The 23427-nt window shown below is 60.4% G+C and carries 20 protein-coding genes and 1 pseudogene; 13 read left to right on the top strand and 8 right to left on the bottom strand.

Translation table 11 applies throughout. The features are described 5' to 3' along the window. Positions 1 to 30: 30 nt before the first annotated feature. The 3 genes from MKI86_RS22895 to MKI86_RS22885 all read right to left on the bottom strand — a co-directional run bounded on the left by MKI86_RS22895 (position 31) and on the right by MKI86_RS22885 (position 3967). Positions 31 to 1221 (bottom strand): DUF932 domain-containing protein, encoded by a 1191-nt coding sequence (locus MKI86_RS22895; protein ID WP_241605680.1) that lies wholly within the window; start codon positions 1219 to 1221, stop codon positions 31 to 33. A 97-nt stretch (positions 1222 to 1318) separates the two neighbouring features. Continuing rightward, positions 1319 to 1741 carry an antirestriction protein gene (locus tag MKI86_RS22890; protein WP_241605678.1) on the bottom strand — a complete coding sequence of 141 codons (423 nt, stop codon included), beginning with the start codon at positions 1739 to 1741 and terminating at the stop codon, positions 1319 to 1321. A 78-nt stretch (positions 1742 to 1819) separates the two neighbouring features. Continuing rightward, positions 1820 to 3967, bottom strand: coding sequence for a ParB/RepB/Spo0J family partition protein (locus MKI86_RS22885; RefSeq protein ID WP_241605676.1), 2148 nt, complete (start codon positions 3965 to 3967; stop codon positions 1820 to 1822). Between the two features lie 779 nt (positions 3968 to 4746). Here MKI86_RS22885 and MKI86_RS22880 point away from each other — a divergent pair. The 3 genes from MKI86_RS22880 to MKI86_RS22870 all read left to right on the top strand — a co-directional run bounded on the left by MKI86_RS22880 (position 4747) and on the right by MKI86_RS22870 (position 6052). Next, a complete protein-coding gene (locus tag MKI86_RS22880) occupies positions 4747 to 5166 on the top strand; it encodes a GNAT family N-acetyltransferase (RefSeq protein ID WP_241605674.1) in 420 nt (139 codons plus the stop codon). 92 nt (positions 5167 to 5258) lie between these two features. Further along, the gene (locus MKI86_RS22875; RefSeq protein WP_241605672.1) at positions 5259 to 5687 is read left to right on the top strand and encodes a hypothetical protein; all 429 of its coding nucleotides are present in this window, start codon (positions 5259 to 5261) and stop codon (positions 5685 to 5687) included. 191 nt (positions 5688 to 5878) lie between these two features. After that, the gene (locus tag MKI86_RS22870) at positions 5879 to 6052 is read left to right on the top strand and encodes a helix-turn-helix transcriptional regulator (protein ID WP_241605721.1); all 174 of its coding nucleotides are present in this window, start codon (positions 5879 to 5881) and stop codon (positions 6050 to 6052) included. A gap of 179 nt (positions 6053 to 6231) precedes the next feature. Here the strand turns inward: MKI86_RS22870 and MKI86_RS22865 are convergent, their stop codons facing one another. Continuing rightward, entirely contained in the window at positions 6232 to 6372 is a 141-nt protein-coding gene (locus MKI86_RS22865) for a hypothetical protein (protein ID WP_241605670.1), read from the bottom strand. Here MKI86_RS22865 and MKI86_RS22860 point away from each other — a divergent pair. From MKI86_RS22860 to MKI86_RS23945, 3 genes and pseudogenes are all read left to right on the top strand, one after another. After that, positions 6371 to 6625 (top strand): type II toxin-antitoxin system HicA family toxin, encoded by a 255-nt coding sequence (locus MKI86_RS22860; RefSeq protein WP_241605669.1) that lies wholly within the window; start codon positions 6371 to 6373, stop codon positions 6623 to 6625. The genes MKI86_RS22865 and MKI86_RS22860 overlap by 2 nt on opposite strands. Continuing rightward, positions 6622 to 6954: a type II toxin-antitoxin system HicB family antitoxin gene (locus MKI86_RS22855; protein WP_241605667.1), complete on the top strand. Its 333-nt coding sequence runs from the start codon at positions 6622 to 6624 to the stop codon at positions 6952 to 6954. Before MKI86_RS22860 ends, MKI86_RS22855 begins: the two co-directional genes overlap by 4 nt. Before the next feature lie 41 nt (positions 6955 to 6995). Next, positions 6996 to 7243, top strand: a pseudogene (locus MKI86_RS23945) (recombinase family protein); the annotation flags it as partial. A gap of 132 nt (positions 7244 to 7375) precedes the next feature. Here the strand turns inward: MKI86_RS23945 and MKI86_RS22845 are convergent. Genes MKI86_RS22845 through MKI86_RS22835 form a run of 3 tightly spaced genes read right to left on the bottom strand, consistent with a single transcriptional unit; the run spans position 7376 to position 12826 of the window. Continuing rightward, positions 7376 to 10639 carry an error-prone DNA polymerase gene (locus MKI86_RS22845; protein WP_241605665.1) on the bottom strand — a complete coding sequence of 1088 codons (3264 nt, stop codon included), beginning with the start codon at positions 10637 to 10639 and terminating at the stop codon, positions 7376 to 7378. Beyond that, positions 10636 to 12150 carry a Y-family DNA polymerase gene (locus tag MKI86_RS22840; RefSeq protein WP_241605663.1) on the bottom strand — a complete coding sequence of 505 codons (1515 nt, stop codon included), beginning with the start codon at positions 12148 to 12150 and terminating at the stop codon, positions 10636 to 10638. The genes MKI86_RS22845 and MKI86_RS22840 overlap by 4 nt, the downstream gene beginning before the upstream one ends. Beyond that, positions 12068 to 12826: an ImuA family protein gene (locus tag MKI86_RS22835; protein ID WP_241605662.1), complete on the bottom strand. Its 759-nt coding sequence runs from the start codon at positions 12824 to 12826 to the stop codon at positions 12068 to 12070. The genes MKI86_RS22840 and MKI86_RS22835 overlap by 83 nt, the downstream gene beginning before the upstream one ends. 675 nt (positions 12827 to 13501) lie before the next feature. Between MKI86_RS22835 and MKI86_RS22830 the strand changes: the two genes are divergently transcribed. Further along, a complete protein-coding gene (locus MKI86_RS22830; RefSeq protein WP_241605719.1) occupies positions 13502 to 13786 on the top strand; it encodes a helix-turn-helix transcriptional regulator in 285 nt (94 codons plus the stop codon). Then, the gene (locus MKI86_RS22825; protein WP_241605660.1) at positions 13776 to 15092 is read left to right on the top strand and encodes a type II toxin-antitoxin system HipA family toxin; all 1317 of its coding nucleotides are present in this window, start codon (positions 13776 to 13778) and stop codon (positions 15090 to 15092) included. The genes MKI86_RS22830 and MKI86_RS22825 overlap by 11 nt, the downstream gene beginning before the upstream one ends. A 26-nt stretch (positions 15093 to 15118) precedes the next feature. On the opposite strand, the gene MKI86_RS22820 is transcribed toward MKI86_RS22825, so the two are convergent. Beyond that, positions 15119 to 15427, bottom strand: a complete 309-nt coding sequence (locus MKI86_RS22820; protein WP_241605658.1) for a hypothetical protein — start codon at positions 15425 to 15427, stop codon at positions 15119 to 15121. Positions 15428 to 15912: 485 nt separating this feature from the next. On the opposite strand from MKI86_RS22820, the gene MKI86_RS22815 reads away from it, so the two are divergent. The 5 genes from MKI86_RS22815 (at position 15913) to MKI86_RS22795 (ending at position 23328) form a co-directional block, all read left to right on the top strand. Next, complete coding sequence (locus tag MKI86_RS22815; RefSeq protein ID WP_241605656.1) at positions 15913 to 17982, top strand: ATP-dependent helicase; 2070 nt, start codon at positions 15913 to 15915, stop codon at positions 17980 to 17982. A gap of 1 nt (position 17983) precedes the next feature. Next, the gene (gene dinB / locus MKI86_RS22810; RefSeq protein ID WP_241605654.1) at positions 17984 to 19072 is read left to right on the top strand and encodes a DNA polymerase IV; all 1089 of its coding nucleotides are present in this window, start codon (positions 17984 to 17986) and stop codon (positions 19070 to 19072) included. A 100-nt stretch (positions 19073 to 19172) separates the two neighbouring features. Then, positions 19173 to 19763: an SOS response-associated peptidase gene (locus tag MKI86_RS22805; protein ID WP_241605652.1), complete on the top strand. Its 591-nt coding sequence runs from the start codon at positions 19173 to 19175 to the stop codon at positions 19761 to 19763. 1167 nt (positions 19764 to 20930) lie between these two features. Continuing rightward, on the top strand, positions 20931 to 21812 hold the full coding sequence (locus MKI86_RS22800) for a hypothetical protein (RefSeq protein WP_241605650.1): 882 nt from the start codon (positions 20931 to 20933) through the stop codon (positions 21810 to 21812). A 433-nt stretch (positions 21813 to 22245) separates the two neighbouring features. After that, entirely contained in the window at positions 22246 to 23328 is a 1083-nt protein-coding gene (locus MKI86_RS22795) for a glucosamine inositolphosphorylceramide transferase family protein (RefSeq protein ID WP_241605648.1), read from the top strand. The last annotated feature ends 99 nt before the right edge of the window (positions 23329 to 23427 follow it).

The following is a 23427-nucleotide window of genomic DNA, read 5'->3' as shown; positions in this document are numbered from 1 at the left end:
GTTGGTCGACGTGTCTGATGGTGTGTACGGTCAGGCTGCACTTTCAAGCAACTGCCTTGCCTTGCCCTCAAGGTCCAGCCGCGTGTCCTGATGGGCCTTCCCGCGCGCCATAGCGGTCATCCCCTGCACAAAATCGAAGATGGTCTCAGGAGGTCGGCCCTCCTCTAGCAGTACGGTCTCAATAATCCGGCCTGTCTCGGCCTTTGAGAAACCGCGCTTGCGCAGGAAATTGGTACGGTCCTCGTCATTGCGGGCAACGACCCGGGCGCGCGCGGCGCGGATACCGGCGATGAACGGGACGGAAGAAGAATTCGCAAAATTCCTCAGCGCCGGGGCCGCCTCATGCGCGAAACGTTGGGCGGCGAACTTCGAGTGCCGAATGGTAATTTCCTGGAAGTCTTCCGCCCCCCACAGGTTTCTGTTGGCGCAAACGGCCCGAAGATAGAACGAAGCAATGCCGAGCGTCTTAGAACCGACCTCGGAGTTCCAAGCATAAAACCCCCGGAAATAGAGGTCAGGATCGCCATTCGGGAGGCGACCGGCCTCGATCGGATGAGTGTCGTCGACAAGAAACACGAACACGTCCCGGTCGCTGGCATAGAGCGTGGTCGTATCCTTGGTAATGTCGACGAAGGGATTGTGGGTCATGGTCGACCAGTCCAGCACGCCTGGCACCTTCCACATCGTATCGCCCACGCCATCGCCGGCGATGTCCATGACGGCGGCGACAAGATCCTTATCCCAGATGCGGCCGTATTCGGGACCGGTCACGGCGCGCAGCTCAACACGCCCATCCTCCATTTCGAGCGTTTTGATCATCTCGGCGCGATGGTTGAGAAGGCCATGCTGGAGGTTGATCGCGGCAAGCGGCGCGGGGAGCTGACGCATGTAACTTGCTGGCGCACCGACAAGGCTGCAGAGCTGTCCATAGCTCCAATGGGTCGGCGCCAGCGGCAACCGGCTGCCGGGGAGGACCAGCAAAAGGCGCTCGGCGTTGTCGCGGGTCGCCTCCACGCGGATCTCGGCGCTTTCAACCGTCCGAACGCGGGCGCGCTCCTTTCGCTCGCCAACGGCGCGATAGAGTTCCGACAGCGAGTTGTAGCGTTCGTCATCGGGACGTGAAAACCATTCCGACGACACGCGGCCGATGCGCTCGCCGCGCGCGATGTCGACCTTAAAGCCGGAGGAGACTGGCGATCGACTGGGGATCATGATGCTCATATGGATTGCTCCTGCGCTGGAAGCGCCCGGCCGGCGCGATTGCGCCCACCGGGTCGATGGGGGTGAGAAAGGGGATCAGACGACATGGCGAGGCGCCTCAGTCGATCGCCTGGAAGATTTCGGAGGCTTCGGGATGACTGGCCGAGTAAGCGTACAGACGACTGTAACCGTCACAGAGACGCTCGGACTGATACCGGAAGGAAAGGTGCGAGAAGGTGAACATCGTGGCGATCACGCCGGCAGCCTCGGCGGAAACCTCACCCTGAAATCCGGTGACGTCGCCAGTGATCCGGAAACGCGCTGTCGATCTCGGCGCAAGGAAGAGAGGCTGCCCGTCCTGTTCGTAGAAATCCCAAAACCCACCGGCATAATCGAGCGGGCTGAGCTTCTCCATAAAGCCATAGACAGCGTTTTCGGCGATGATCAGGAGCGATCGTCCGAAGAGGCTTGGCAGGAACGCCAGACGCCCCTCCTCAGAAACGATCGTGGCGGCTTTCCGCCTGGATTTAGATGTCGGCATTATCGTGTCTCCCACTGAGAAATAGGAAAGGCCCGGCGCTATGGCCGGGCCTTGGTTGGATCGATGCTGATTTGAAGGCTATTCCGCAGCGTCGTGATGGCCGCCTTGAGTGTCTTCAGGCTCGGCCCACTCTATCGCAGCGACCGAACCGTTCGATTCAAATGCGGGAAGATCGACGATGGCGTCTGGTATGCCCTCGTCCTCGACACTTGGGGAGTTCCCCCGGTTGGAGCCGGCCAATTTGGCCAGTGCGTCATCGGCCGGATAGCGCAGAATTTCCGGAAGCCATCCGCTGCCCTCGAGAAGCCGAGCGGCCTCACGGGCCATGTCCGGCTTTTTCAGGTGGTCGATCGACCGCGCCGCTTGCTCGCCCTTGGCTTCGCGGACGGCCTGCAGAATATGCGCCTTGGTGACACGGCCGAGATAACTGTCGACCGTTGGCGTCCAGCCAGCATTCACCATGCCGAAGCTTATCGCCTGGGCCAGTTGCCAAGCATGGTCGTTCTCGCTCGCGCGGCGGTTCCATTGCTGGATCGTCGCGTTTAGCGTTAACGCGGCGCAATGGGCGAAAAGCGCCATACGGCTTTCCTGATCCAAAGCCACGAGGTAGGTCCAGACCTCATCTGCATCGTCTGGAAGGTCATGGCCCCAGTTCTCGTGGCGCTGGTCGATCTCCTTTGCCCAGACGGTTTCGGCAAGGCCGTGCATCTGGTTGGGAACACTGTTCTGGACCGTGATGTCCAGGCACGAGGCCGTCCCGTAGTAGTAGAAGGTCTTCAGGACGAGCAGGTGCAGCACGGCGATGAATGCAATGGTCGGGTCATTGGCGAGTGCATTCCTGAGCGCAAGGGTGCGGGCCGCCGTCAGATCCTCGATGAGACGGTCCGAGAGTGGGCGAACCCTTCCATCGTCCTCGTCCGGTTCCTCCGTGCTGACCGGTTTGCCGTTGACCGACACGCCACTGGTAGACTTTTCGACGGTGTTCTCCTCTCCCTCATCCTGATCGAAACCTCCGCCGAGCGGTTCGTCTTGTTCGACGACAGGCTCATCTTCCGGCCGGACATAGCCTCGTTCGATTTTCAATTCACCGGTGGCAGCCAGCGAGATGAAAACGCCGCCCCGCGCAACGTCATCAGGGTCGAAGATGTACGGTCTATCGTTCAACGCATCCAGTTCGTTGCCGAGGCCTTCGAGCCGGCTCTCGGTTTCCTCGCAATAGGTTTCGGCTGCTGCATAGTCAGCGTCGAGCTTATCGTATTGCGCCTTAACGACATCATGGCGGACGCGGTCGTCCTCGCTCCATTCGGCCGACTTGCCATAGAAGCGGCGAAATCCGGCGCCATGGCCGTAATGGAAATCAATCGCGGCATCGACCCATTTCCAGCCTTCTTTCGCCTTCAGCGCCTCGGCATCGGTGGCAAGCTTCTCCAGCACGAGTTGCTCGAGCAGCGTCGGGTCTTGGAGCCAGCCGCCATTGTCCGGCTCAAAGAGGTCACGCATGATCGCGCCGCCGGCAACCTCGTAGGCCTCGATACCGACATACACTGCTCGGCGATCCGTTGCCCGGACGGCCGTTTCGGTGAGGAGCCGACGGATATAGTAGGGGTCGGCATTCTGCGCCCGAGACACCCCCTCCCAGACCTGCTCCTGGCGAGCGTGGTCCTTGGTAATGGAGAATGCCATGACCTGTGCAAGCTTCATCTGGTCATTAGCATAGAGGTCGAGGAGGCACGGCGAGACCGACGCGAGCCGCAGGCGCTGCTTCACGGTCGCAATCGAAATGTGGAAGCGGGCGGCGATCTCCTCTTCATCGAAGCCCTCCTCGCGCAGCGCCATCATGGCGCGGAACGCGTCGAGCGGATGCAGGTCTATGCGCTTGACGTTTTCGGCAAGCGAGTCTTCTGCTTCGAGGGTTGTGCCCGTACTGACGATGCACGGAACGCCCGTGGTTTTTGAAAGCTGCTTGCGGTCGACCAGCAGCTTCAGCGCGCGGTAGCGGCGACCGCCAGCTGGGACGCGATAGATGCCGGTCTCCTTGCCCTCGGCGTCGAGTTCGGCGCGGACATTGAGACTCGTCAGCAATCCGCGGCGAGCGATATCGTCGGCAAGCTCCTCGATGGAGATGCCCGCCTTCGTCTTTCGCACATTGTCCTGGCTGAGAACAAGCTTGTGGAAGGGGATATCGCGCCCGACGTTGAGCGCTATTTTCTGAATGGCCTGTGCCATGTCGTTTCTCCGCGGCGGACCCGCTGAAGCCTTTCTCCAGCAACCTCAATCCGCCAAAAGACACCCCTTCCCCCCTCTGTCTCTTTCCTCACCTGCCGTCCTCACCCCTTGCCGCCAGCGTCCGCATCGTCTCAGGGACTGCAGAAACAGTTGAGCGGCATCTTCAACGGCACGAGGATACCGATTGAGCGACAGACCGCGGCGCGAAATGATGGGGCGGGAGTATGATGCATTCAGTCATTGCTATGAAAGACGAGAACAAGCGAAGAGGTAGAGCTCCAACGGCGGTCGCATGATGTCGAGACGCTCGTTGCTCGGGATGACCGCCGCTTTCGAACACCCTTATCTCCGGTCAGCTCATGGTAATGAAACCGGCAACGTTGCGCATAACGCTGCAACATTTCGGCGAGGTGGCCGAGCCGAATATGCAAAGCGGAGCGATCAACGCAGTTGTATCCCGATGACCGCAAGTCGAGGAATTGACACGATCATCGGAAGACCGCGTCCGCGACTGCGTTCGCGGGGGGCCACGCCCGACGATGATGAGCACTACGTCTACGCTATAGCCCTCTAACGCCGCCCGGTGCGACTTCCAGTATTCACCGGCGCAGTTTCATGTGCGGTTTTGGCCATTTTCTGAATGGCCAGGTCGGGGTATAATGCGGGACGTCTGCTGTTGGCAGGCAGCGGGCCGAATCAACCATCCTCGCCACCTATTCGTTGACCAAATCAGCGTCCATATCTCTTGAAATTTTCACCGGATCTGCCACGCATGGGCCATGCACATTCGCGTTGTAACCTTTGACGACCTCCCCGCTCTATGCAAGCTGGACACTTTTGCTGCGGAGTATCCGGAGCGTCGAGAAGCTATCCATGCCTGGATCGGTCAAGGCATCTGCCGACTGGCCGAAGTGGATGGTGAACCAGTTGGGTATGGAGCCCTTACTTACCATTTTTTCGGGTCGGCGTTTATTGAGATGCTGATGGTCGATGTTCGGTTTCGCGGTCGTGGTGTAGGGCTCGCTCTTGTTGAGCATTTCCAAGCCATATGCCTTGGACCAAAGCTCTTCAGCTCAACAAACCTGTCCAATCGCCCGATGCAAAGCCTCTTGCTGAAAGCAGGCTTCAAGCCGAGCGGCTACATTCACAATCTCGACGAAAACGATCCCGAATTGGTGTTCTTCTATCCCGTTCCGTAATGGACCAAGAGTGCTCGCCCTTTACCGCCGCTTTCGGGCGTGTCCATCGTACCCTCAAATGGCGATATGGGGTCAACGAGGCCGGCGCAGCCTTGAATGATCTCCGGCCTAACGGCTCCCACGATGCCGAGGCGGTTTTCAAGCGGAACCCCGGCTTTGCGGCTGATGTGGCTTCTGGTGATCGTGAGCGAGCCATGCCCGCAAGGCACGCCGTGCAACGGGAAACCGAGATGCGCCAAAATCCCGAACTGCGCGCCGACCGCTTCGTGGAGCGGTTCCGGGACCTCAGGCAGATCGGCGACCGCCAGTATGCGGCAGGCAACTATTCCGGCTACAAGGCCGCGCGGGCAGAGATGGGCAACATCGCAAAAAGCCTTGAGCGCGATCCCCAGATGGAACCCCTGCTCGAAGGTCTCAAGAAGCAACTTGGCATCGACATTGAGTTCAACTCAGGCATGAGGCTGGGGCGGCAACTTTCCCTCAGTCATGGCCTTGGCGGAGGCCGGGGCATCGGATTGTAGAGCGAAGAGCTTTCCTATTTGCCGCCGTTTCTACGCCATAGCCCTACGCTGCCTAAATATCAATTGCACAACGATAAATCACTGTTCTGTCTGGTCTCTGTAATCGTCAGAAACAACCAGCAGGAGGCAGCACAGCCATGCGCCAACCGGACCGTATCGTCCGTTAGAAGACCGTTCTCGCCCGCACCGGGCTGTCCCGATCCACCATCTATCGCAAGATCGCCGAAGGCACCTTTCCCGCACAGATCAAGATCAGCACCAATGGCGCTGGCTGGAAGGAATCCGACATCAATCGCTGGGTCGCCAACCCGGTCGGATGGCGGCAGCATTCGTTCAACGAATTTGATTTCCTTGATGACTTCTGACCGCAACGGCGACCACAAGCCGGTGACGGCGTCCCGTTCCCGGGACGCCAAACGGCCGCCTACGGCATCGGAACAGCTTGAGGAATTGCTGGGCTATCCGTGGCCGTTCCCCGGCAGGCCGCCTAAGCACGACCTCAGCACATGGACCGTCACCGAGGACTGGTCCGACCCCGTTCCGGTCACAAGCCGAGATTGAGGTGTTCGAGCGATAGTTCGGCGACCTGTTCGGTGAACTCTTTGACCCCGACGCTGGATTGCCCGATGCCGGGGCCGAAATTGACCTTGAAAACGGTACTAAATAATGATACTGGATACTCCATGAAAAAGCGTCACCGAGCCACGCTGGAACGGATATTCGCCCGTCCGGTCAACGGTTCGATCCGCTGGGCCGACATAGAGGCGCTGTTTGTAAGCCTCGGGGCGGAAGTCAGCGAGCGAGAGGGCTCTCGCGTTGGCGTGTTCCTGTTCGGCGAAGTGCGCGTCTTTCATCGTCCGCATCCTTCGCCGGATACGGACAAAGGTGCGGTTGCCAGCATCCGTAAATGGCTGGACGAACACGGAGTAAAGCCATGAACAATGTCATTGAAATCAATGGCGAGAAGGCGGTTATCGCTTTCGATCCCGAGATTCAGATGCTGCGCGGCGAGTTTGTCGGCCTCAATGGCGGGGCCGACTTCTATGCCGAGAGCGTCCACGATCTGATCGAGGAAGGCCGCAAGTCGTTGGCCGTCTATCTGGAAATGTGCCGGGAGAAGGGCATCGAGCCGCGCCGGAAGTTCTCCGGCAAGTTCAATGTCCGCCTCACCCCTGACGACCATGCCGCCGCAGTCATTGCCGCAGCAGCATCGGGCAAAAGCCTGAATGAATGGATCGTCGGGACGATCAGGGAGGCTGCTGAATAGCGGCCTCTTTCGTTCGACCGCATTTGAACGGAGACATCGCCATGACCGCTACCACCGTGCCGCTACGCGCTGCGCTTTATCTGCGCGTCTCAACGGCGCGGCAGACCGAACATGACGTATCCATTCCCGACCAGAAGCGTCAGGGCGAAGCTATTGCGAGGCACGCGGGCTACAACTGGTTGAAACCTTCATGCGAAGCGGTTTCGGCGAATGCAGGTGCAGTCTTGCGGGTGAAGAGAACGGAGCGCGGGCGGAATTTATTTCCGCTTTGCGCCTTCATACCGGTCGCTCGGTGGCCTGAACGGTTTTCCCGCAAACTGCCGCTCGCTCAAGCTTGGAGCGGGCTTGTACAGAAGAGCCAAAAGCAACGGAGATCCGACGCTCTATCAACCATCAACGGCGCTGCTAGATAGCTGCACGATCAATGGAAATTCCGGCTCTTGACCTTTAGACGATCGATCAACAGGTCCGGGATGTAGATGTCCCTCACCGGCGCGGCTGGCTTCGGCCGCTCGCGCGAGTCCGGAGCACCATTGCCGCGTGCAAACTCGTCGCCGCGCCCATGAGGAAGCGGGAAATCCTCGCCGCGTTCGCCCAGCCCGCCGAGATCGTCGGACAGATCGAACAATCGCTGTGCGACAAGATGAACGACATCCCCTTCCCGTTGGATCTTGCCATTGATGGAAAGCATCGAAGCGGAGAGGACCAGACGGCGCTGGCGTTCGAATAGCGTCGGCCAGACCACGGCATTGACGATGCCGGTCTCATCCTCAATCGTCATGAACATGACACCTTTGGCCGAACCCGGCCTCTGGCGCACAAGCACGAGCCCGCCGGTCATCAACCAGCGCCCGTCGCGCGCGGCCATCGCCTCGGCGCAGGTGACTATCCGCCTCTCGCGAAGGTCTTTTCGAAGGAAGGCGACCGGATGTTGGCGGAGGGTAAGACCGGTATGGGCATAGTCCTCGACAACCTCATGTCCTGCCCTCATCGACGGCAGGGCGACCTCGGGCTCCTGGAGTTCCGCGACCTGGCGCGCCTCGCGCTGAGCGGCGGCGGCCCACAGTTCAAGCGGCTCGTCGCGCAGCGCCTTGATTGCCCATAGCGCATCCCGGCGTTGGAGCCGAAGCGACGGCAGGAAGGCATCCGCTTCGGCAAGCTTGACGAGAGCGGCCGGAGGCACGCCTGATCGTCGCCAAAGATCATCGACCGAGGCAAAGGGTTCATCCCCACGCGTCGCCACGATCCACGCGGCATCGGCGGTAGACAATCCTTTCACCATCCTCATGCCCAGGCGGACCGCGCAGAGGCGGCTTCCCACACTTTCCTCCAGCGTGCAGTCCCAACGGGAGGCGTTGACGCAGACCGGCCTGATCTCGACGCCGTGCGCGCGCGCATCCGAAACGATTTGGGCAGGGGCATAAAATCCCATCGGCTGGGAGTTCAGCAGCGCTGCGCAGAACGCATCGGGGTGGTGGCATTTCACCCAGCTCGACGCATAGGCGATCAATGCAAAGCTGGCGGCATGGCTTTCTGGAAAGCCGTAGCTGCCAAATCCCTCCAACTGCGAGAAGGTCTGCTCGGCAAATTCGGACGTGTAGCCGTTCTTCACCATGCCAGCGATGAGCTTGTCCTTGAACTTCGAGACGCCGCCCGAGAACTTGAACGTGGCCATCGATTTTCTCAGCTGGTCCGCTTCACCGCCGGAAAAGCCGGCGCAAACCATGGCAACCTTCATGGCGCTCTCCTGGAACAGCGGTATCCCAAGCGTTTTAGACAGGACGGCCTCCAGTTCCGGCGTTGGATAGTCGATCGGCTCCTTGCCCTCTCGCCGGCGCAGATAGGGATGCACCATGTCGCCCTGGATCGGCCCCGGCCGCACGATCGCCACCTGGATGACCAGATCATAGAAGGTCTGCGGCTTGAGGCGCGGCAGCATGGACATCTGTGCGCGGCTTTCAATCTGGAAGGTGCCGAGCGTGTCGGCACGGCGGATCATGGCATAGGTCCGCGAACATTCGGCCGGGATCGAAGCGAGGTCACGACCGTCGCCCTTGTGCTCGGCCATCAGGGCAAAGGCCTTGGCCATGCACGTCAGCATGCCGAGCGCCAGCACGTCGACCTTCATGAATTTGAGCGCCTCGATGTCGTCCTTGTCCCACTCGATGACCTGGCGATCGTCCATGCGCGCCGGCTCGATCGGCACGAGATCGTCGAGCCGGTCATGGGTCAGCACGAAGCCGCCGGGGTGCTGGCCGAGATGGCGCGGTGCGCCCATCAGTTGCTGGGCCAACTCCAGCGCCAACATCAGCCGGTAGTCGGCAGCGTTTAGATTGTTCTCTCGAATCTGGCGCTCGGATACTCCCTCAGACCAGCCCCAAACTCCGGACGATAGTTGCCCGATCATGTCTACCGGCAGGCCCAGTGCCTTGCCGACGTCGCGCAGCGCGCCCTTTGCCCGATAACGGGTAACGGTCGAACAGAGGGCAGCTCGGCTCCGACCGTAGGTCTCGTAGATCCACTGGATGACCTCCTCGCGCCTTTCGTGCTCGAAATCCACATCGATGTCGGGCGGCTCGTCCCTTTCCTGGCTGACGAAGCGCTCAAAGAGGAGGTCATTGGTGTCCGGGTCGATGGACGTCACACCCAGGCAGTAGCAAACGGCGGAGTTGGCGGCGGAGCCCCGGCCCTGGCAAAGGATGTCTTTCGAGCGAGCGAAACGAACGATCGAAAAAACCGTAAGGAAATAGGGGGCATAGTTCATCTTCCGGATCAGTTCGAGTTCACCCTGCAGCGACTTTCGAACCTTGTCCGGCACGCCCTCGGGATAGCGACCCGCGGCACCTTCCCAGGCGAACTTGACCAGAGATTGCTGTGGATCAAGGCCAGGGACGATGGCTTCCTCCGGATACTGATACTGCAGCTCCTTGAGATCGAATTTGCAGCGCTCGACAATCTCGCGGCCGCTGGCGAGCGCTTCCGGGTATTCGGCAAAAATCCGGTGCATCTCCTCAGGCGCCTTGAGAAACCGATCGGCATGCCGCTCGCGGTCAAAACCGACATCATCGATTGTGGTTCGCGTCCGGATGCATGTGACGACATCCTGAAGCTGGCGCCGGCCCGGCTCGTGAAACAGCACGTCATTGGTGACGACGGTGCGAACCTTGAAGCGCGCAGCCATCGTGGCAATGCCGTGGAGGCGTAGGCGGTCATTCGGCCGTCGCCGCAGACAGAGGCTGACATAGGCACGATCGCCGAAAACCTCAGCCATTTTTCGAAGCTGGACCGCGCAGGCGTCGTCGGCCTCATCGGGCACGAGCACCCCCACCATGCCGGCGGCATGATGGGCGACATCAGCGAAATCGATCAGGCAGTTGCCTTTGCCGCCGCGGCTCTTGCCGAGGGACAGCAACCGGGTCAGCCGGGAATAGGCTGGCCGGTCCATGGGATAGACGAGGAGCGACATGCCATCGGTGAGATCCAGGCGGCAACCGACGACCAATCGAACGCCCGTGGTCTTGGCCGCTTCCCAGGCTCGTACGATGCCGGCGAGGCTGTTGCGGTCAACGACGCCAAGCGCGTCTATGCCGAACGCTGCAGCCGTCGCGAACAACTCGTCCGCGCTTGACGCGCCCCGCAGGAAGCTGAAGTGGGTCGTGACCTGAAGTTCGGCATAGCGCGTCATCCAAACACCCCATGCACAAACCAGAGATGCGAGCCGGTTTCCGGATCGATGCCGTCCCCGGCGCGATAGACCCAGTAGCGTTCGCCGAGCTCATCCTCGACCACGAAATAGTCCCTCACGGCGTGGAATTCGCGCGGCCGGCGCCACCACTCGCCAAAAATCCGCTCCGGTCCATCGGCGCGCACGACCTTGCGTCGCTTGCCCCGCCAGGTAAAGACCGCCGGCGGCTGGTCGGGCAGGAGGGCAATGACCTCGATGCGTTCCGGATTGGCGAAGAGCCGTGACGGCCGCGGCCATTTCACCGCCCATGCCTCACCGATGTCAGGCGCGGTCGCGGCAATCCGCCGGACTGAGCGCTCCGGCACATCGGAGGCAACGGGCGCGACGCGAAAGAGCCGGTGGCCGCGATTGCCGAGAATGTCGACGAGCGGCGTGATGTCGGCGACCTCCTCTTCGATCAGCGAGGAAGCAATCTGACGTTCCTCCAGCGGCTCGGCGAAGACGGCGACCAGCACCAGCTTCTCGATGCCGAAGCCGGGATCGATGGTCTCGATGCGGTCGCAGAGAAGCTTCGACAGCCGAGCCGGATCTCGAACCGGCTTGGCAAGACCGGCACGCAGATGTTGCCTTGTATTGTCGACGCGATAGACGAAGAGGTCGCAGCGCCGTGCACCAAGACCATTTTCCGCAAGGCGCGCTGACAGTTTCCCGACCAGCCGGCGGACATATTTGGCGATCGTTTCCGGCGCCCCGATGGGTTCGGCGAAATTCTTCGCCACCTCGACAAGCTCAGGCGTACGGATAGGTTCGATCGGTTCGGCGATCCGACCGAACATCTGATCGAGCCGGCGCGCGGGCTCGGGCCCAAACCGTAGCGTCAGCGGCGCGCGCGCCATGGCCGATATTTGGCCGACCGTGTCGATGCCAAGCACGCGCAAGCCTTGGACTGTTTCTGCCGGCAGCCTGAGCGCGACGACCGGCAGGTCGATGACCGCCATCGTCACACCACCAACTGGGACGATCGTCGTCTCCGCGGAAAGCAGGCGTGCGAGCGCATGGGCGGCGCCCCAGCTGTCCGCCAGGGCCGCCCGTGCCGTCAATCCGTGGCTGCGCAGGCGATTGACGAGACCTGACAAGAGAAGGTCTTCACCACCCTGGAGGTGATCGGCGCCTTCGGTGTCCATCACCAAACCATCGGCGCCGTCGACGGCAACGACGGGGCTGTATTGCCTGAGTGCCCAAAGCGCGAGCCGTTCCACCGCCGCCGCATCCTCGGCGGGCGCGGCGTCGACCATCAGGAGATCGGCGACCATGGCCTGCGCTTTGCTGGCGGGCATGCCGATGCGCAGGCCGAGTTTCAGGGCTGTCGGATCGGCTCCGGAAATCCAGCGCTTGGAGCCGCTGCGGGCAACGACGACCAGTGGCTTGTCAGCCGGCAAGGCTTGGCCAGCGTGCCGTCTGATCCGCTCGGTCGAGAGCTGTGGGAAGTAGACAGATACGACCCTTGGCATCGGGGGCTCCAATTTCAAATTCGGCGCATTCACCCGCCTTCACCCGCATCAGTTCCGCAAGCCAGCGCGCCCTTCCAACACCGGCGACCGGCAGCCTTTCCGACGGCAGGGTGCTGATGCGCCACCGCGTCGTCGAGGCTGTTGGCTGCCCATAGTCCGAGGCCTCGTTTTGTCGTCGCCAGCGTCGCAGCACGATGCCCATCGCGCCGGTCTTTTCGGCAGCAAGCTGCAGCCGTCGCGACGCGTTCATCGGCAAACGGACCAATTCCCCGACCACGGCAGCGAGCCCGCCGAAGGACAGCCCTTCCTCCATGGCGGACAATGCCTCTTCTTCCCGATCACTTTCGCAAAACACGACGCGATCCGGATGAAGCCCCGCTTGGGCAACTGCGGGGAAAAACAGATCTGGGCGCGTCATGCACCACAGGACTTTCCCGCCCGAACGGGCAGCGATGCCGGCCACGAAGAGCGCAGCCGCAGCCCCATCGACCGTCCCTCCCCCACCGCCGGCGACCTCGTGCAACGCGCCGAAAGCGAGCCCTCCCCCTGGAAGTACCCGGTCGAGCTGTGCAACGCCGAACGGCAGGGCCTGCCTTGCGCGTTGTGGGCCGCCTTCCAGCTGGCCGATGCGTTCGCGAAGCTCCGCCAGCAAGGGGTTGAGGGCATGGTTGGCCACGGCAGAATTGTTGCTCCTTCAGGGTGTTCAGCGGTTTTCCAAGCTGATACGTTCATTATTTGTTCCGATTACTTTCGCGAGTCAATCGGCCCCACGGCCCGAAAACCAGCCCTGGCTAAGTTGTTGAAACGAATCCCTCAGCGGCATCAAGGAGATATCCTGTGACCGAAGGCGAGGAAAATTTTCTTAAGATGTCTAGTGACGAATAACAGCCGTTTACACGAGAACTGAATGGTCAGCAGCGCCGAACAGGCGTTCGTGCAGCCACCACCGGAACTCCCACACACTTTAACAGCCGCAGTCTTCGGTCAGGTCTTTAGAAAAGCCCTGACCCCGGTCGGCTGATTGCAGTTCGTGTCCAGATCCTTTGGATAGCCGATTTGCTTCGCGCCAGCAGAGCGGCAGAGATTATGGGTGATGTCGCTCTCCTGCCCCAAGCCGGGCGCGCTTTATCGCGCCGACCCCACGGCTCGCATACGCGATATGTTTAAAATTCTGGTCGCGAACTCGCCTTATGACCAATCAAATGAACAGAAGTTGACTATCTACCCAGCCTATGACACGGTGTACAAAATTCTGGTCGCGAGCACGCCTCATGTCCACTCAACTGAACAAACAGGTATGACCGTGCCCCGTCAGAGAAGCTACTCCAGAGTCACGCACCAGGCGCTTGCCATGCTCGGCAAGCTGATCCGCGTTGGGCGGGCCGAGCGCGGCCTGACCGCGCAGGAACTGGCGGACCGCGCCGGCATCAGCCGCACGACCCTATCCAGCATCGAAAAAGGTGCGCCGGGCCCTGAGATCGGCATCGTCTTCGAGGTTGCTTCAATCGTCGGCGTGCGCCTGTTCGACTATGACGAGCGCATGCTTCAGATGCACAATGCCCGCCTCGACGAAAAACTGACGCTGCTGCCCAAGAGCGTCCGCCACAGGGTGAAGGAGGTCGATGATGACTTCTAAGGCGGATTTGACCGAAGCCTTTGTCTGGATGTGGCTGCCGGGGGCAACAGAACCGGTGGTGGCCGGCCGCCTCGACCAGGATGGCGAGCGCCTGCTCTTCACCTACGGCGCCAGCTATCGGCGCCGTGAGAGGGCCATTTCCCTCTACGAGCCGGAACTGCCCCTCCAGGAAGGCGTCATTGCACCCATCGACGGCCTTCAGATGGCCAGTTGCATTCGCGACGGCTCTCCGGACGCGTGGGGCCGACGCGTCATCATTAACAGGCTGACAGGCAAGAAGCCTGATGCTGCCGGCGCACCCGAGATCAGCGAACTGACCTTCCTGCTGCAGTCAGGTTCCGACCGCATTGGCGCCCTCGACTTTCAGGCATCGGCCACAGAGTATGTCCCCCGTCTTGCCACGCAGGCCTCGCTGGACGAGCTCATGGAAGCGGCTGCCCTTATCGAAAAAGGCGTCCCGCTAACCCCGGCACTCGACCAAGCCCTCAATCACGGCACGTCGATCGGCGGCGCGCGCCCCAAGGCGCTCATCGATGACGGCGCGAAGAAATTCATCGCAAAATTTTCGGCCGTCAATGACACCTACAGCGTCGTGAAGGCCGAATTCATCGCGATGAAGCTGGCAGCCTACTGCGGACTCAACGCAGCGCCCGTGTCGATGACCCATGCCGCCCATAAGGACGTGCTGCTTATTGAGCGCTTCGACCGCACACATACAAAGGATGGCTGGAAAAGGCACGCCATGGTGTCAGCCCTGACCATGCTCGGCCTTGATGAGATGATGGCCCGCTACGCTTCCTACGAAGACTTGGCCGAGCTCATCCGCCACCGCTTCACGGACCCAAAGGATACGCTGAAGGAACTCTATGGGCGGATTTGCTTCAACGTGCTGTGCGGCAATACCGACGACCACGCCCGCAACCATGCCGCCTTCTGGGATGGCCGTATGCTGGCGCTGACGCCAGCCTATGACATCTGCCCGCAAGGCCGAACCGGCCGTGAAGCCACGCAGGCCATGCTCATCAAGGGCGAGGGCCGCGCCAGCACGCTCGCCACTCTGATTGCCGCCGCGCCGGATTATCACCTGAAACAGGCGGAAGCCGCCGTGCTGATCGAACATCAGATCACAACCATCGCCAACCTCTGGCAAGAGGTCTGCGACGAAGCGGACCTCAGCCCTATCGACCGCAAGCTGTTTGCCGGACGACAGTTCCTCAACAGCTACGCCCTCGAAGGCCTCGATGACCACAAGGCGCTGCAGGACGCCTTCCGCGCCGCTCACAACACGCTCCTCGCAAGCGCTTAGCCGGCACCGTTTGCCATGAATAAAGTTCAATCAAACGGGATTGGCGGGTAATAGCCAGTCGTTTCGAGCTTTGACGAGCACGCAGCTTCGAACTCGCGGATCACATCAGGCGTGTTGTCATCACGCAGCACCGCATCTGCACCGGCAAGGCCTGGATCCAACTGGGCCGCTTCTTTTGTATAGGAGGAGATGAAGAATGCCTTTTCACCCTCCCAGACTTCACGGTCATCGACAGTCCCAGAGCAAAGGTGCGCCCCATCGAAATCAGATTGCAGCTCATCGACCGTCGGCTGCGTGGCGGCGAGCGAAACTGTCAAAGCCAGAACGAAAAACATTGTAACCTCGGCGCTGTGAGAAACTTCCACTCATCAGATTCTTTTCTGCAAGTCGACGGCCTCACGAGATCTCTCACGCATGGGTGATCAGAGTTTTCTATCTAAACGACGATCAGCGAGAAGGGTTCAACGCCTTGGGTCAGCCTGTTGCCGGCGCCGAACACACGTGGCAGATCGGAAGGTCGAGTGGCCGACAGTATGTCACAACAGCCGGTCACATTGACCGGCCGCGCATATGCTTGCGCGAGAGCGCTGCCATAAAAAATGGCGCGATCTGCGAATACCATTCGGGAGAAGTTTGCTCGAGAGAGAGTAAGGTCATCATGACCATGTTCAGCTTACCGGGGTTCTCAGCTAGCGCTTGACCTGCTATGTTCCTTTTTTGTTCGCGCGCAATCGGAAACTGCCTGGACCATAGTCTCGATTTTCCAAGGGCTGAGCCGAGACGAAATACGTAGGGGAACTTCATTGGACTGTTCGGCAAGATGACCGCAGCCTATCTCGAGAAACTGAACGACCGGCAGCGCGATGCGGTTAAGCACGGCGTAGGAGCACCTGACCGATCAATCGGTGGTCCTCTCCTTATCATCGCCGGCGCGGGAAGCGGCAAGACCAACACCTTGGCCCACCGCGTCGCGCATCTTATCGTCAACGGTGCCGATCCGCGCCGTATCCTGCTGATGACCTTTTCGCGGCGGGCGGCGTCGGAGATGGCGCGGCGGGTGCAGCGCATCTGCCGACAGGTCCTTGGCGACAACGCCGCCGTGATGACGGACGCCTTGGCCTGGGCCGGAACGTTTCACGGGATCGGCGCGCGGCTTTTGCGGATGTATGCCGAGCAGATCGGCTTGAGTGTCGATTTCACGATCCATGACCGCGAAGACTCTGCTGATCTCATGAATCTCGTCCGGCATGAACTGGGCTTTTCCGCTAAGCAAAGCCGGTTTCCGACCAAGGGCACGTGCATCTCGATCTATTCGCGGGTGGTCAATTCGCAGATGTCGATCAAGGAGGTCCTTAAATCCTTCTATCCCTGGGTGCTGGAATGGGAAGATGAACTCAAGCACCTCTTCGCCGCGTACGTCGAGGCCAAGCAGGCACAGAACGTCCTCGATTACGATGATCTGCTGCTCTACTGGGCGCAGATGGTTTCCGAACCCGAATTAGCCGAGGATGTCGGAAATCGGTTTGACCACATCCTCGTCGATGAATACCAGGATACAAACCGCCTCCAGGCATCGATCCTGATGTCTCTGGCGCCTGGCGGCCGCGGCTTGACCGTCGTTGGCGACGATGCGCAGTCGATCTATTCCTTCCGCGCGGCAACCATCCGCAACATCCTCGATTTCCCGCAGGAATTTTCGCCGACGCCTGCAGACGTCATCACGCTCGACCGCAACTATCGTTCGACCCAGCCTGTTCTGGCCGCCGCCAATGCCGTCATCGAGCTGGCGCGTGAGCGCTACACGAAAAATCTCTGGACCGATCGCGCGTCGGAGCAGCGCCCGATGCTCGTCACGGTCAAGGATGAGATCGACCAGGCCGGCTATATCGTCGAGCAGGTGCTCGCAAACCGCGAGATCGGCCTCACCTTGAAGCAGCAGGCCGTGCTGTTTCGCACCTCCAGCCATAGCAGCGCGCTCGAAATCGAGCTCACACGGAGAAACATTCCCTTCGTCAAGTTCGGTGGTCTTAAATTTCTCGACGCCGCACACGTCAAGGACATCTTGGCGGTCATGCGGTTTGCGCAGAACCCACGCGACCGGGTTGCGGGTTTCCGTGTGCTGAAGCTGCTGCCCGGCATTGGACCGCAAACCGCCGGCAGAATCCTTGACACGATGGCAGCCGACCCGGAGCCATTGCAGTCGCTGGCCGAAGTTCCGCCGCCGGCCAAGACGGGCGATGACTGGCCCGCCTTCATCACGCTCGTCACGGCGCTCAGAAAGGCCGAGGCCGGCTGGCCGGCGGAGATCGGCACAGTGCGGATGTGGTATGAACCTCATCTCGACCGCATCCACGAGGATGCCGATACCCGAAAGGAAGATCTCGTCCAGCTCGAGCAAATCGCCAGCGGCTATGCCAGCCGTGAACGGTTCTTGACCGAACTGACGCTTGATCCGCCAGACGCCACGAGCGACCAAGCCGGCGTGCCGCTGCTCGATGAGGATTACCTCATCCTCTCGACGATCCATTCGGCGAAGGGCCAGGAGTGGCGCGCGGTGTTCATGCTCAACGTCGTCGATGGCTGCATTCCATCCGACCTCGGTGTGGGCACGACCGCCGAACTCGAAGAGGAGCGCCGGCTGCTTTATGTCGGCATGACGCGCGCGCGCGACTACCTTACCCTGATCACGCCGCAGCGCTTCTTCACGCACGGCCAGAACGCCCAAGGGGACAGGCACGTCTATGCATCCCGGACCCGCTTCATACCGGCGACGCTGCTGCAATATTTCGAGACGACAACATGGCCGAAGGTCTCGGCCGCGGCCAGTGAGCGAAGCGCAAATCAGATCCGCGTGGATGTCCGCGAGCGCATGCGGTCAATGTGGAAGTGAGATGGGCGAAGATGCCGCGCCATCGATAAGAAAGATCATCCATGTCGACATGGATGCCTTCTACGCATCGGTCGAGCAGCGCGACAACCCGGAACTGCGAGGCAAACCGGTCGCCGTCGGCGGCTCGGCAGCGCGTGGCGTGGTCGCCGCTGCGAGCTATGAGGCCCGCGCCTTCGGTGTGCGGTCCGCCCTGCCCTCGGTGACGGCGAAAAGACGCTGCCCGGAGCTTATTTTCGTTTCGCCGCGCTTCGACGTTTATCGCGCCGTCTCGTCCCAAATTCGGGACATTTTTGCGGAGCATACAGACCTGATCGAGCCATTATCGCTCGACGAGGCATATCTCGATGTTACCCATAACAAGCAGGGCATCCCGGTCGCAACGGAGATTGCCGCCATGATCCGCGCACGTATCAAGGACGTCACCGGCCTGAATGCCTCGGCCGGCATCTCCTATTGCAAGTTCCTCGCCAAGACGGCCTCGGACCTCAACAAGCCGAACGGTCAGGCGGTCATCACGCCAAAAAACGGGCCGGCTTTCGTCGAGGCGCTGGCCGTCAAGAAATTTCACGGCGTCGGGCCGGCAACTGCCGCCAAGATGGAGCGGCTTGGCATCCTGACCGGTGCTGACCTCAAGGCAAAATCGCTTTCCTGGCTTCAGGAGCACTTTGGCAAGTCGGGCGCCTGGTACTACGCTATCTCCCGCGGCATCGACAACCGCCCCGTCCAACCGGACCGGCCGCGCAAGTCCATCGGCGCCGAGGACACCTTCATGGTCGACATCGTCGATCCGACCGCCGCCCGAGACGAAATCACTCCGCTTGCCGCAAAGGTCTGGCGCCACTGCGAGGGAAAGGGCCTACACGGGAGGACGGTGACGCTGAAGGTCAAATATGCCGACTTCCAGGTGATCACCCGCAGTAAGACAACTACAACGCCGATCGGCAGGTTGGATGATCTCGAAGCCATCGCGCAAGCGCTTCTGGAGGCATTCTTCCCCACGACCAAAGGCATCCGTCTGCTTGGCGTCACCCTATCTTCCTTCATTGATGACCAGGTGTCCGAGGCAAGCCAGCTCGAGTTGCAGATTTGATCTTCGCAGAGGAGGCTAAAGGTCGAAATTCGAGCCACACGCGTTAAATGCAATGTATCGGCCGGGAATGCTGTGAAACCACCACCTATTCGGAGGAGCCATGTGTAACGATTATCGCCTGATGGTCGAGTTGGCTTCGGTCATTGATGAGTTCGAACACCTGAAGATCAAAATCCGGTTCCCGGAAGGGCGTCCCAATATCGAGGCACGCGAGGACATCAAGATAACTGACATCGCACCGATTGTGCGCAGCGCAGAGGGCGCCCGCCAAGGCGGGGAACTCGTGCAGCGCCGTTGGAGCTGGCCCAGTCCGACGAAAAGGCCGGTCTACAACTTTCGCTCTGAGGGCCGCGATTTCACCTCCAATCGGTGCCTCATCATCGCCGATGGCTTCTACGAGTTCACCACACCACGAGACACAAAGAAGAAGGGCAAGGACAAGTGGCTCTTTCGCAAGATCGGTGATCCCATCTTCGCCATAGCGGGCATCTGGCGCGAAACGCATGACGTCGGGCGAGCCTTTACCATGCTCACCATGGAGCCTGGCCCTGACATAGCGCCCTATCATGATCGTCAGATCGTCATCCTTGACCGGAGCGGTTGGGCAGATTGGCTTGATCCCTCGGTTTCGGCGACCTCGCTAATAAGGCCCCTTCCACGCGGGTCACTCTCGGTAGAGCAGATCGGCTGACGCTTCGCTTTCCGCCCGACAACATGGATCCGGGGCGGCAGACTTACACACGGGACGCGCGTGCGACCGCGGGAAATGCGTATCGGCGAGAAGCGATCTCGGATCTTCGTCCAGGAGCCAGCGCAGGAGCCAGATTTTGCGGGATGGACTCTCCAGCGTATGAGCGTACACTGTTACCATGGGTGGTAATTGAAGCCGATGACCACCCGCAAGAGCGGTGGTGCGCTCGCATCCCAGACAAGAGGGCCGACCATGAATAGTCATCCCTGCAAGGGCGCATTCGAGCCCGAGGACCTGAATTCGTTGCAACGGATCTATGATGAGATCACCTCGCAACGTTGGTTTCCCGCATGCCCCGAAGCTCGCACAACTTTTGCCAGATATCTCTTCGCGAAGTTCCCGGGCCCGACTTACGACGCGCGCCGCCACCGGTCCGCGATTGAGGCCTCGGTCCGTCTGGCCTATGCGACTGAAGACCCTCATTGAGGCGATCGTTTCGCGTCGGCTGTATCGCCTGCCGGCTTGCAGGGCGCCTCGCGCTCGACCACGCCGCAACAGGCGAATGGGGATCGGGATGCGTGGAAAACCGTCCGCGGACCCGCCAGTTGAGATAACCGCGTGCCATGACATTTTCGAAGCGCTATGGCGGGCCGAGAGAGCCCGTCCTTTGAGGCTTGAGATCGTGCGTGTAATCAGTTCCTGCTGATCAAGGGTTCGCTCTGGAGACCTTGAAGGACGCAGAGCTACGGCGCCGGCACGGCTGTCAGATCGGAGCTGCCGCCAGTAGGACCGCGACGGGGACTGTGATTGCCGACGCGCTCATCGCCACGGCAGCAGCAAGTCTCATCAAGCGCATACGGCGTGCGCGCCGTGGATCCCATTCGTACGCCATCACCGGTTCCTTTAACCAGGAGAACAGCATAGGGCAGCGGAAAAGTCCAGCCCGACGCAACCCGTGGGTCGCGTCAACATGACGTCGCGATTGAATGGTGAACGGGACACGTATTTCCTCATCACTCATGGCATAAGGGGAAGATCCGGCATGAGATAACGCGCCGCAACAACGGCGGGAACCGTCCGGACACACCAATAGATATATTTTAACAGTTATTACCTACCTTAAGGAGAAATGAAGGCCACGCGCAACGGCGTGCCAGGGGATACTTCATGGGTATATTAGGCAAACTCCCAGAAGGTTTGGCCTGCCGGACGATCGAAAAGGACGACTGGTGCGGTGTAATTGACTGCCTAGGGCGGGGCTTTCCAGAACATCCGCGGCGGCATTGGCAAGACGCACTCGAGCGCATGGCGGCCCGGCCCGTTGTCGATGACCACCCGCAACACGGCTACTGCCTTGCGAGCGAAGGGCAGATCGTTGGTGTTATGCTGACACTTTTCTTCCGCCAGCCGGCTCTGGCGGCGCAACCCGTCCGGTGCAACCTTTCAAGTTGGGCCGTTGATGAACCTTTTCGCTCCTACGCCGGCAAACTGATCATGACCGCAATGCGCCGCCGCGAGGTGACGTTTCTCAGCATTACGCCAGCGCCCATAACACTCAAGGTGACGGAGGGGCTTCGTTTCCAGCGCTTTGCTGATGGGCAACAGGCCTTCTTGCCTGCCCTGAGCACTGTGAAAACGTCCACGAGAGTCGTCGTGGCACGACGAAGCGCTGAACTCGAACTCCTACCGGAGGCGGAGCGTCGCCTCCTGATTGACCATGCAGATCTCGGCTGTGACGCGCTGATATGTGTCCAAGGTGCTCACGCCTACCCGTTCGTTCTCAAGTCGAGACGCATTCTGCGCGGACTCCTCCCCTGTAGCCAGGTCATATATTGCCGATCCGTCGAGGCGCTTGGCCAATGCGCTGGCGCGATCGGCCGTCATCTTCTTCGCAAAGGGCGCGTGCTCTGCGTGGTCGACGCCAACACGCCCATTCCTGGCCTTGTGGGTCGCTACTTTCCTGACATCGGCCCAAAATACTACAAAGGACCGAACCCACCTTTTCCTGGGGATCTTGCCTATACCGAATTCGTTCTGTTCAGCGCCTGACGCTATGACGGTCCCTCGGCTCAGCATTGAGGTCGTTGTTCCCGCGCAAACACCGCACCGCTGGCAACAAGTCGTCATCCAGCGTCTCGATGCGGATGGGCATGATGTTGCGGTCGCCTACGATCTCTCGTCAAACAAAACGCTGACCATGACGGGCGCCATCCTCGCCTTTGAGCGAAGATTGTTGAGCAGGCGGGAGGCATACCTTGCTGCACCTGTCGGACCGATACCAATGCGTTCACGGTCTCGAGATCCCGTATTGCGGCTCGTCCTTACGGAGGACACGTCACACTCTCTCATACCGACGATCACGCTAAGATGCGCAGACGCGCCATTCGGGGTGGCGCCCCTTGCACGAGCGGTCGCTGCCGGTGCTCTCCCCGACATTAAAGCTATTATAGACGGTCGAGCAGTTGTGGGTCGCGCGTTCCCGATGATCGACTGCCGCGAGGCGACATCGCTTGGCATCGAGGATATACTTGCTCGCGCGGTGACGCTGCTTCTGTCGATCGTGCACGCTTTTGCCGAAGATCGACTATCGTCTGTGGCAGAGGCAAGAGATGTCAGAACATCCAACGGTGGATTTCTCGCGCCTTACGTTACGCGGGCACTACCCCGTCTGGGTCGCGAAGCTATGCGGCGGGCTCGTTTTCAACATGCCCACTGGCGGGTCGGGTACAGGTTCCAGGATGGGCCTGGGGTGGCGGAAACCGGCCGTCTCGGCACGGGTTGGCGCGCCCTTGCTGACACTGCGGGCAGATTTTACGCTGACCCTTTCGCCTTTCATTGGGAAGGGCGGCCCTACATCTTCGTTGAGGACTACATCCAAGACGCCGGAAAAGCCGTGATCTCCGTCGCACAGTTCAGCAATGATGGAAGCGCGCAGACACCGCAGGTCGTCCTAGACGAGCTACACCATCTCTCCTATCCGCAGGTTTTTGAGCGCGATGGCGCCATATGGATGCTGCCGGAGGCAAGTGCGAGTGGTAGACTGACCCTGTACCGTGCTTCAAGATTTCCTGACAGCTGGCGGCCCGCAGCCGTCCTCCTTGAGGGTGAAATCTCCGACGCAACCCTGTTTGAGCACGATGGCAGCATGTGGCTCTTCGCCACCGCCCGCGACGGGTTTGGCAGCACGTCCGATACGTTGGTGGTTTTCCAGGCAACGTGCCTACTTGGTCCATGGCGCCCGCATCGTCTTAATCCGATCCTGATCGACCGACGTCGCGCGCGGCCGGGTGGCGCTTGTCACAAGGACGCGGGCGGGCGCATCCTGCTTCCTGTTCAGGACGGAACGCTCGGTTATGGCGGTGGTCTTGTCATCGCACAGCTGCTGGCCCTCGACGGTGAGACCGTCCTCTTTGGCGCACCGCGTGCGATCGTTACTGATGGAGACTGGCCTCATCCACGCATACACACACTGAACCGATCTGGCCCCCTTGAGGTGATCGACGGGATCGCCCTGATGCCGAAACCTTTGCTCATGAAATGCAAGATGGCGTCAATCCTAAGATAGGCACCTGTGACGTCTTAAGATCGTAAGCGGCAAGCAAACCCCATCTGGCAGGGATAATGACCATCAGGCTATGGCTTCAGGCATGTGATATTCTCTGAT

This window comes from Shinella sedimenti (assembly GCF_022601905.1).
GTDB lineage: Bacteria > Pseudomonadota > Alphaproteobacteria > Rhizobiales > Rhizobiaceae > Shinella > Shinella sedimenti.
This window is presented reverse-complemented; position numbering and strand designations above follow the sequence as displayed.

Bases quoted from the DNA above. Each gene is read 5' to 3' on its own strand.
- MKI86_RS22895 (WP_241605680.1), bottom strand. From the start codon at position 1,221: ATGAGCATCATGATCCCCAGTCGATCGCCAGTCTCCTCCGGCTTTAAG.
- MKI86_RS22890 (WP_241605678.1), bottom strand. From the start codon at position 1,741: ATGCCGACATCTAAATCCAGGCGGAAAGCCGCCACGATCGTTTCTGAG.
- MKI86_RS22885 (WP_241605676.1), bottom strand. From the start codon at position 3,967: ATGGCACAGGCCATTCAGAAAATAGCGCTCAACGTCGGGCGCGATATC.
- MKI86_RS22880 (WP_241605674.1), top strand. From the start codon at position 4,747: ATGCACATTCGCGTTGTAACCTTTGACGACCTCCCCGCTCTATGCAAG.
- MKI86_RS22860 (WP_241605669.1), top strand. From the start codon at position 6,371: ATGAAAAAGCGTCACCGAGCCACGCTGGAACGGATATTCGCCCGTCCG.
- MKI86_RS22865 (WP_241605670.1), bottom strand. From the start codon at position 6,372: ATGGAGTATCCAGTATCATTATTTAGTACCGTTTTCAAGGTCAATTTC.
- MKI86_RS22855 (WP_241605667.1), top strand. From the start codon at position 6,622: ATGAACAATGTCATTGAAATCAATGGCGAGAAGGCGGTTATCGCTTTC.
- MKI86_RS22845 (WP_241605665.1), bottom strand. From the start codon at position 10,639: ATGACGCGCTATGCCGAACTTCAGGTCACGACCCACTTCAGCTTCCTG.
- MKI86_RS22840 (WP_241605663.1), bottom strand. From the start codon at position 12,150: ATGCCAAGGGTCGTATCTGTCTACTTCCCACAGCTCTCGACCGAGCGG.
- MKI86_RS22830 (WP_241605719.1), top strand. From the start codon at position 13,502: ATGCTCGGCAAGCTGATCCGCGTTGGGCGGGCCGAGCGCGGCCTGACC.
- MKI86_RS22825 (WP_241605660.1), top strand. From the start codon at position 13,776: ATGACTTCTAAGGCGGATTTGACCGAAGCCTTTGTCTGGATGTGGCTG.
- MKI86_RS22820 (WP_241605658.1), bottom strand. From the start codon at position 15,427: ATGTTTTTCGTTCTGGCTTTGACAGTTTCGCTCGCCGCCACGCAGCCG.
- MKI86_RS22815 (WP_241605656.1), top strand. From the start codon at position 15,913: ATGACCGCAGCCTATCTCGAGAAACTGAACGACCGGCAGCGCGATGCG.
- dinB (WP_241605654.1), top strand. From the start codon at position 17,984: ATGGGCGAAGATGCCGCGCCATCGATAAGAAAGATCATCCATGTCGAC.
- MKI86_RS22805 (WP_241605652.1), top strand. From the start codon at position 19,173: ATGTGTAACGATTATCGCCTGATGGTCGAGTTGGCTTCGGTCATTGAT.
- MKI86_RS22800 (WP_241605650.1), top strand. From the start codon at position 20,931: ATGGGTATATTAGGCAAACTCCCAGAAGGTTTGGCCTGCCGGACGATC.
- MKI86_RS22795 (WP_241605648.1), top strand. From the start codon at position 22,246: ATGATCGACTGCCGCGAGGCGACATCGCTTGGCATCGAGGATATACTT.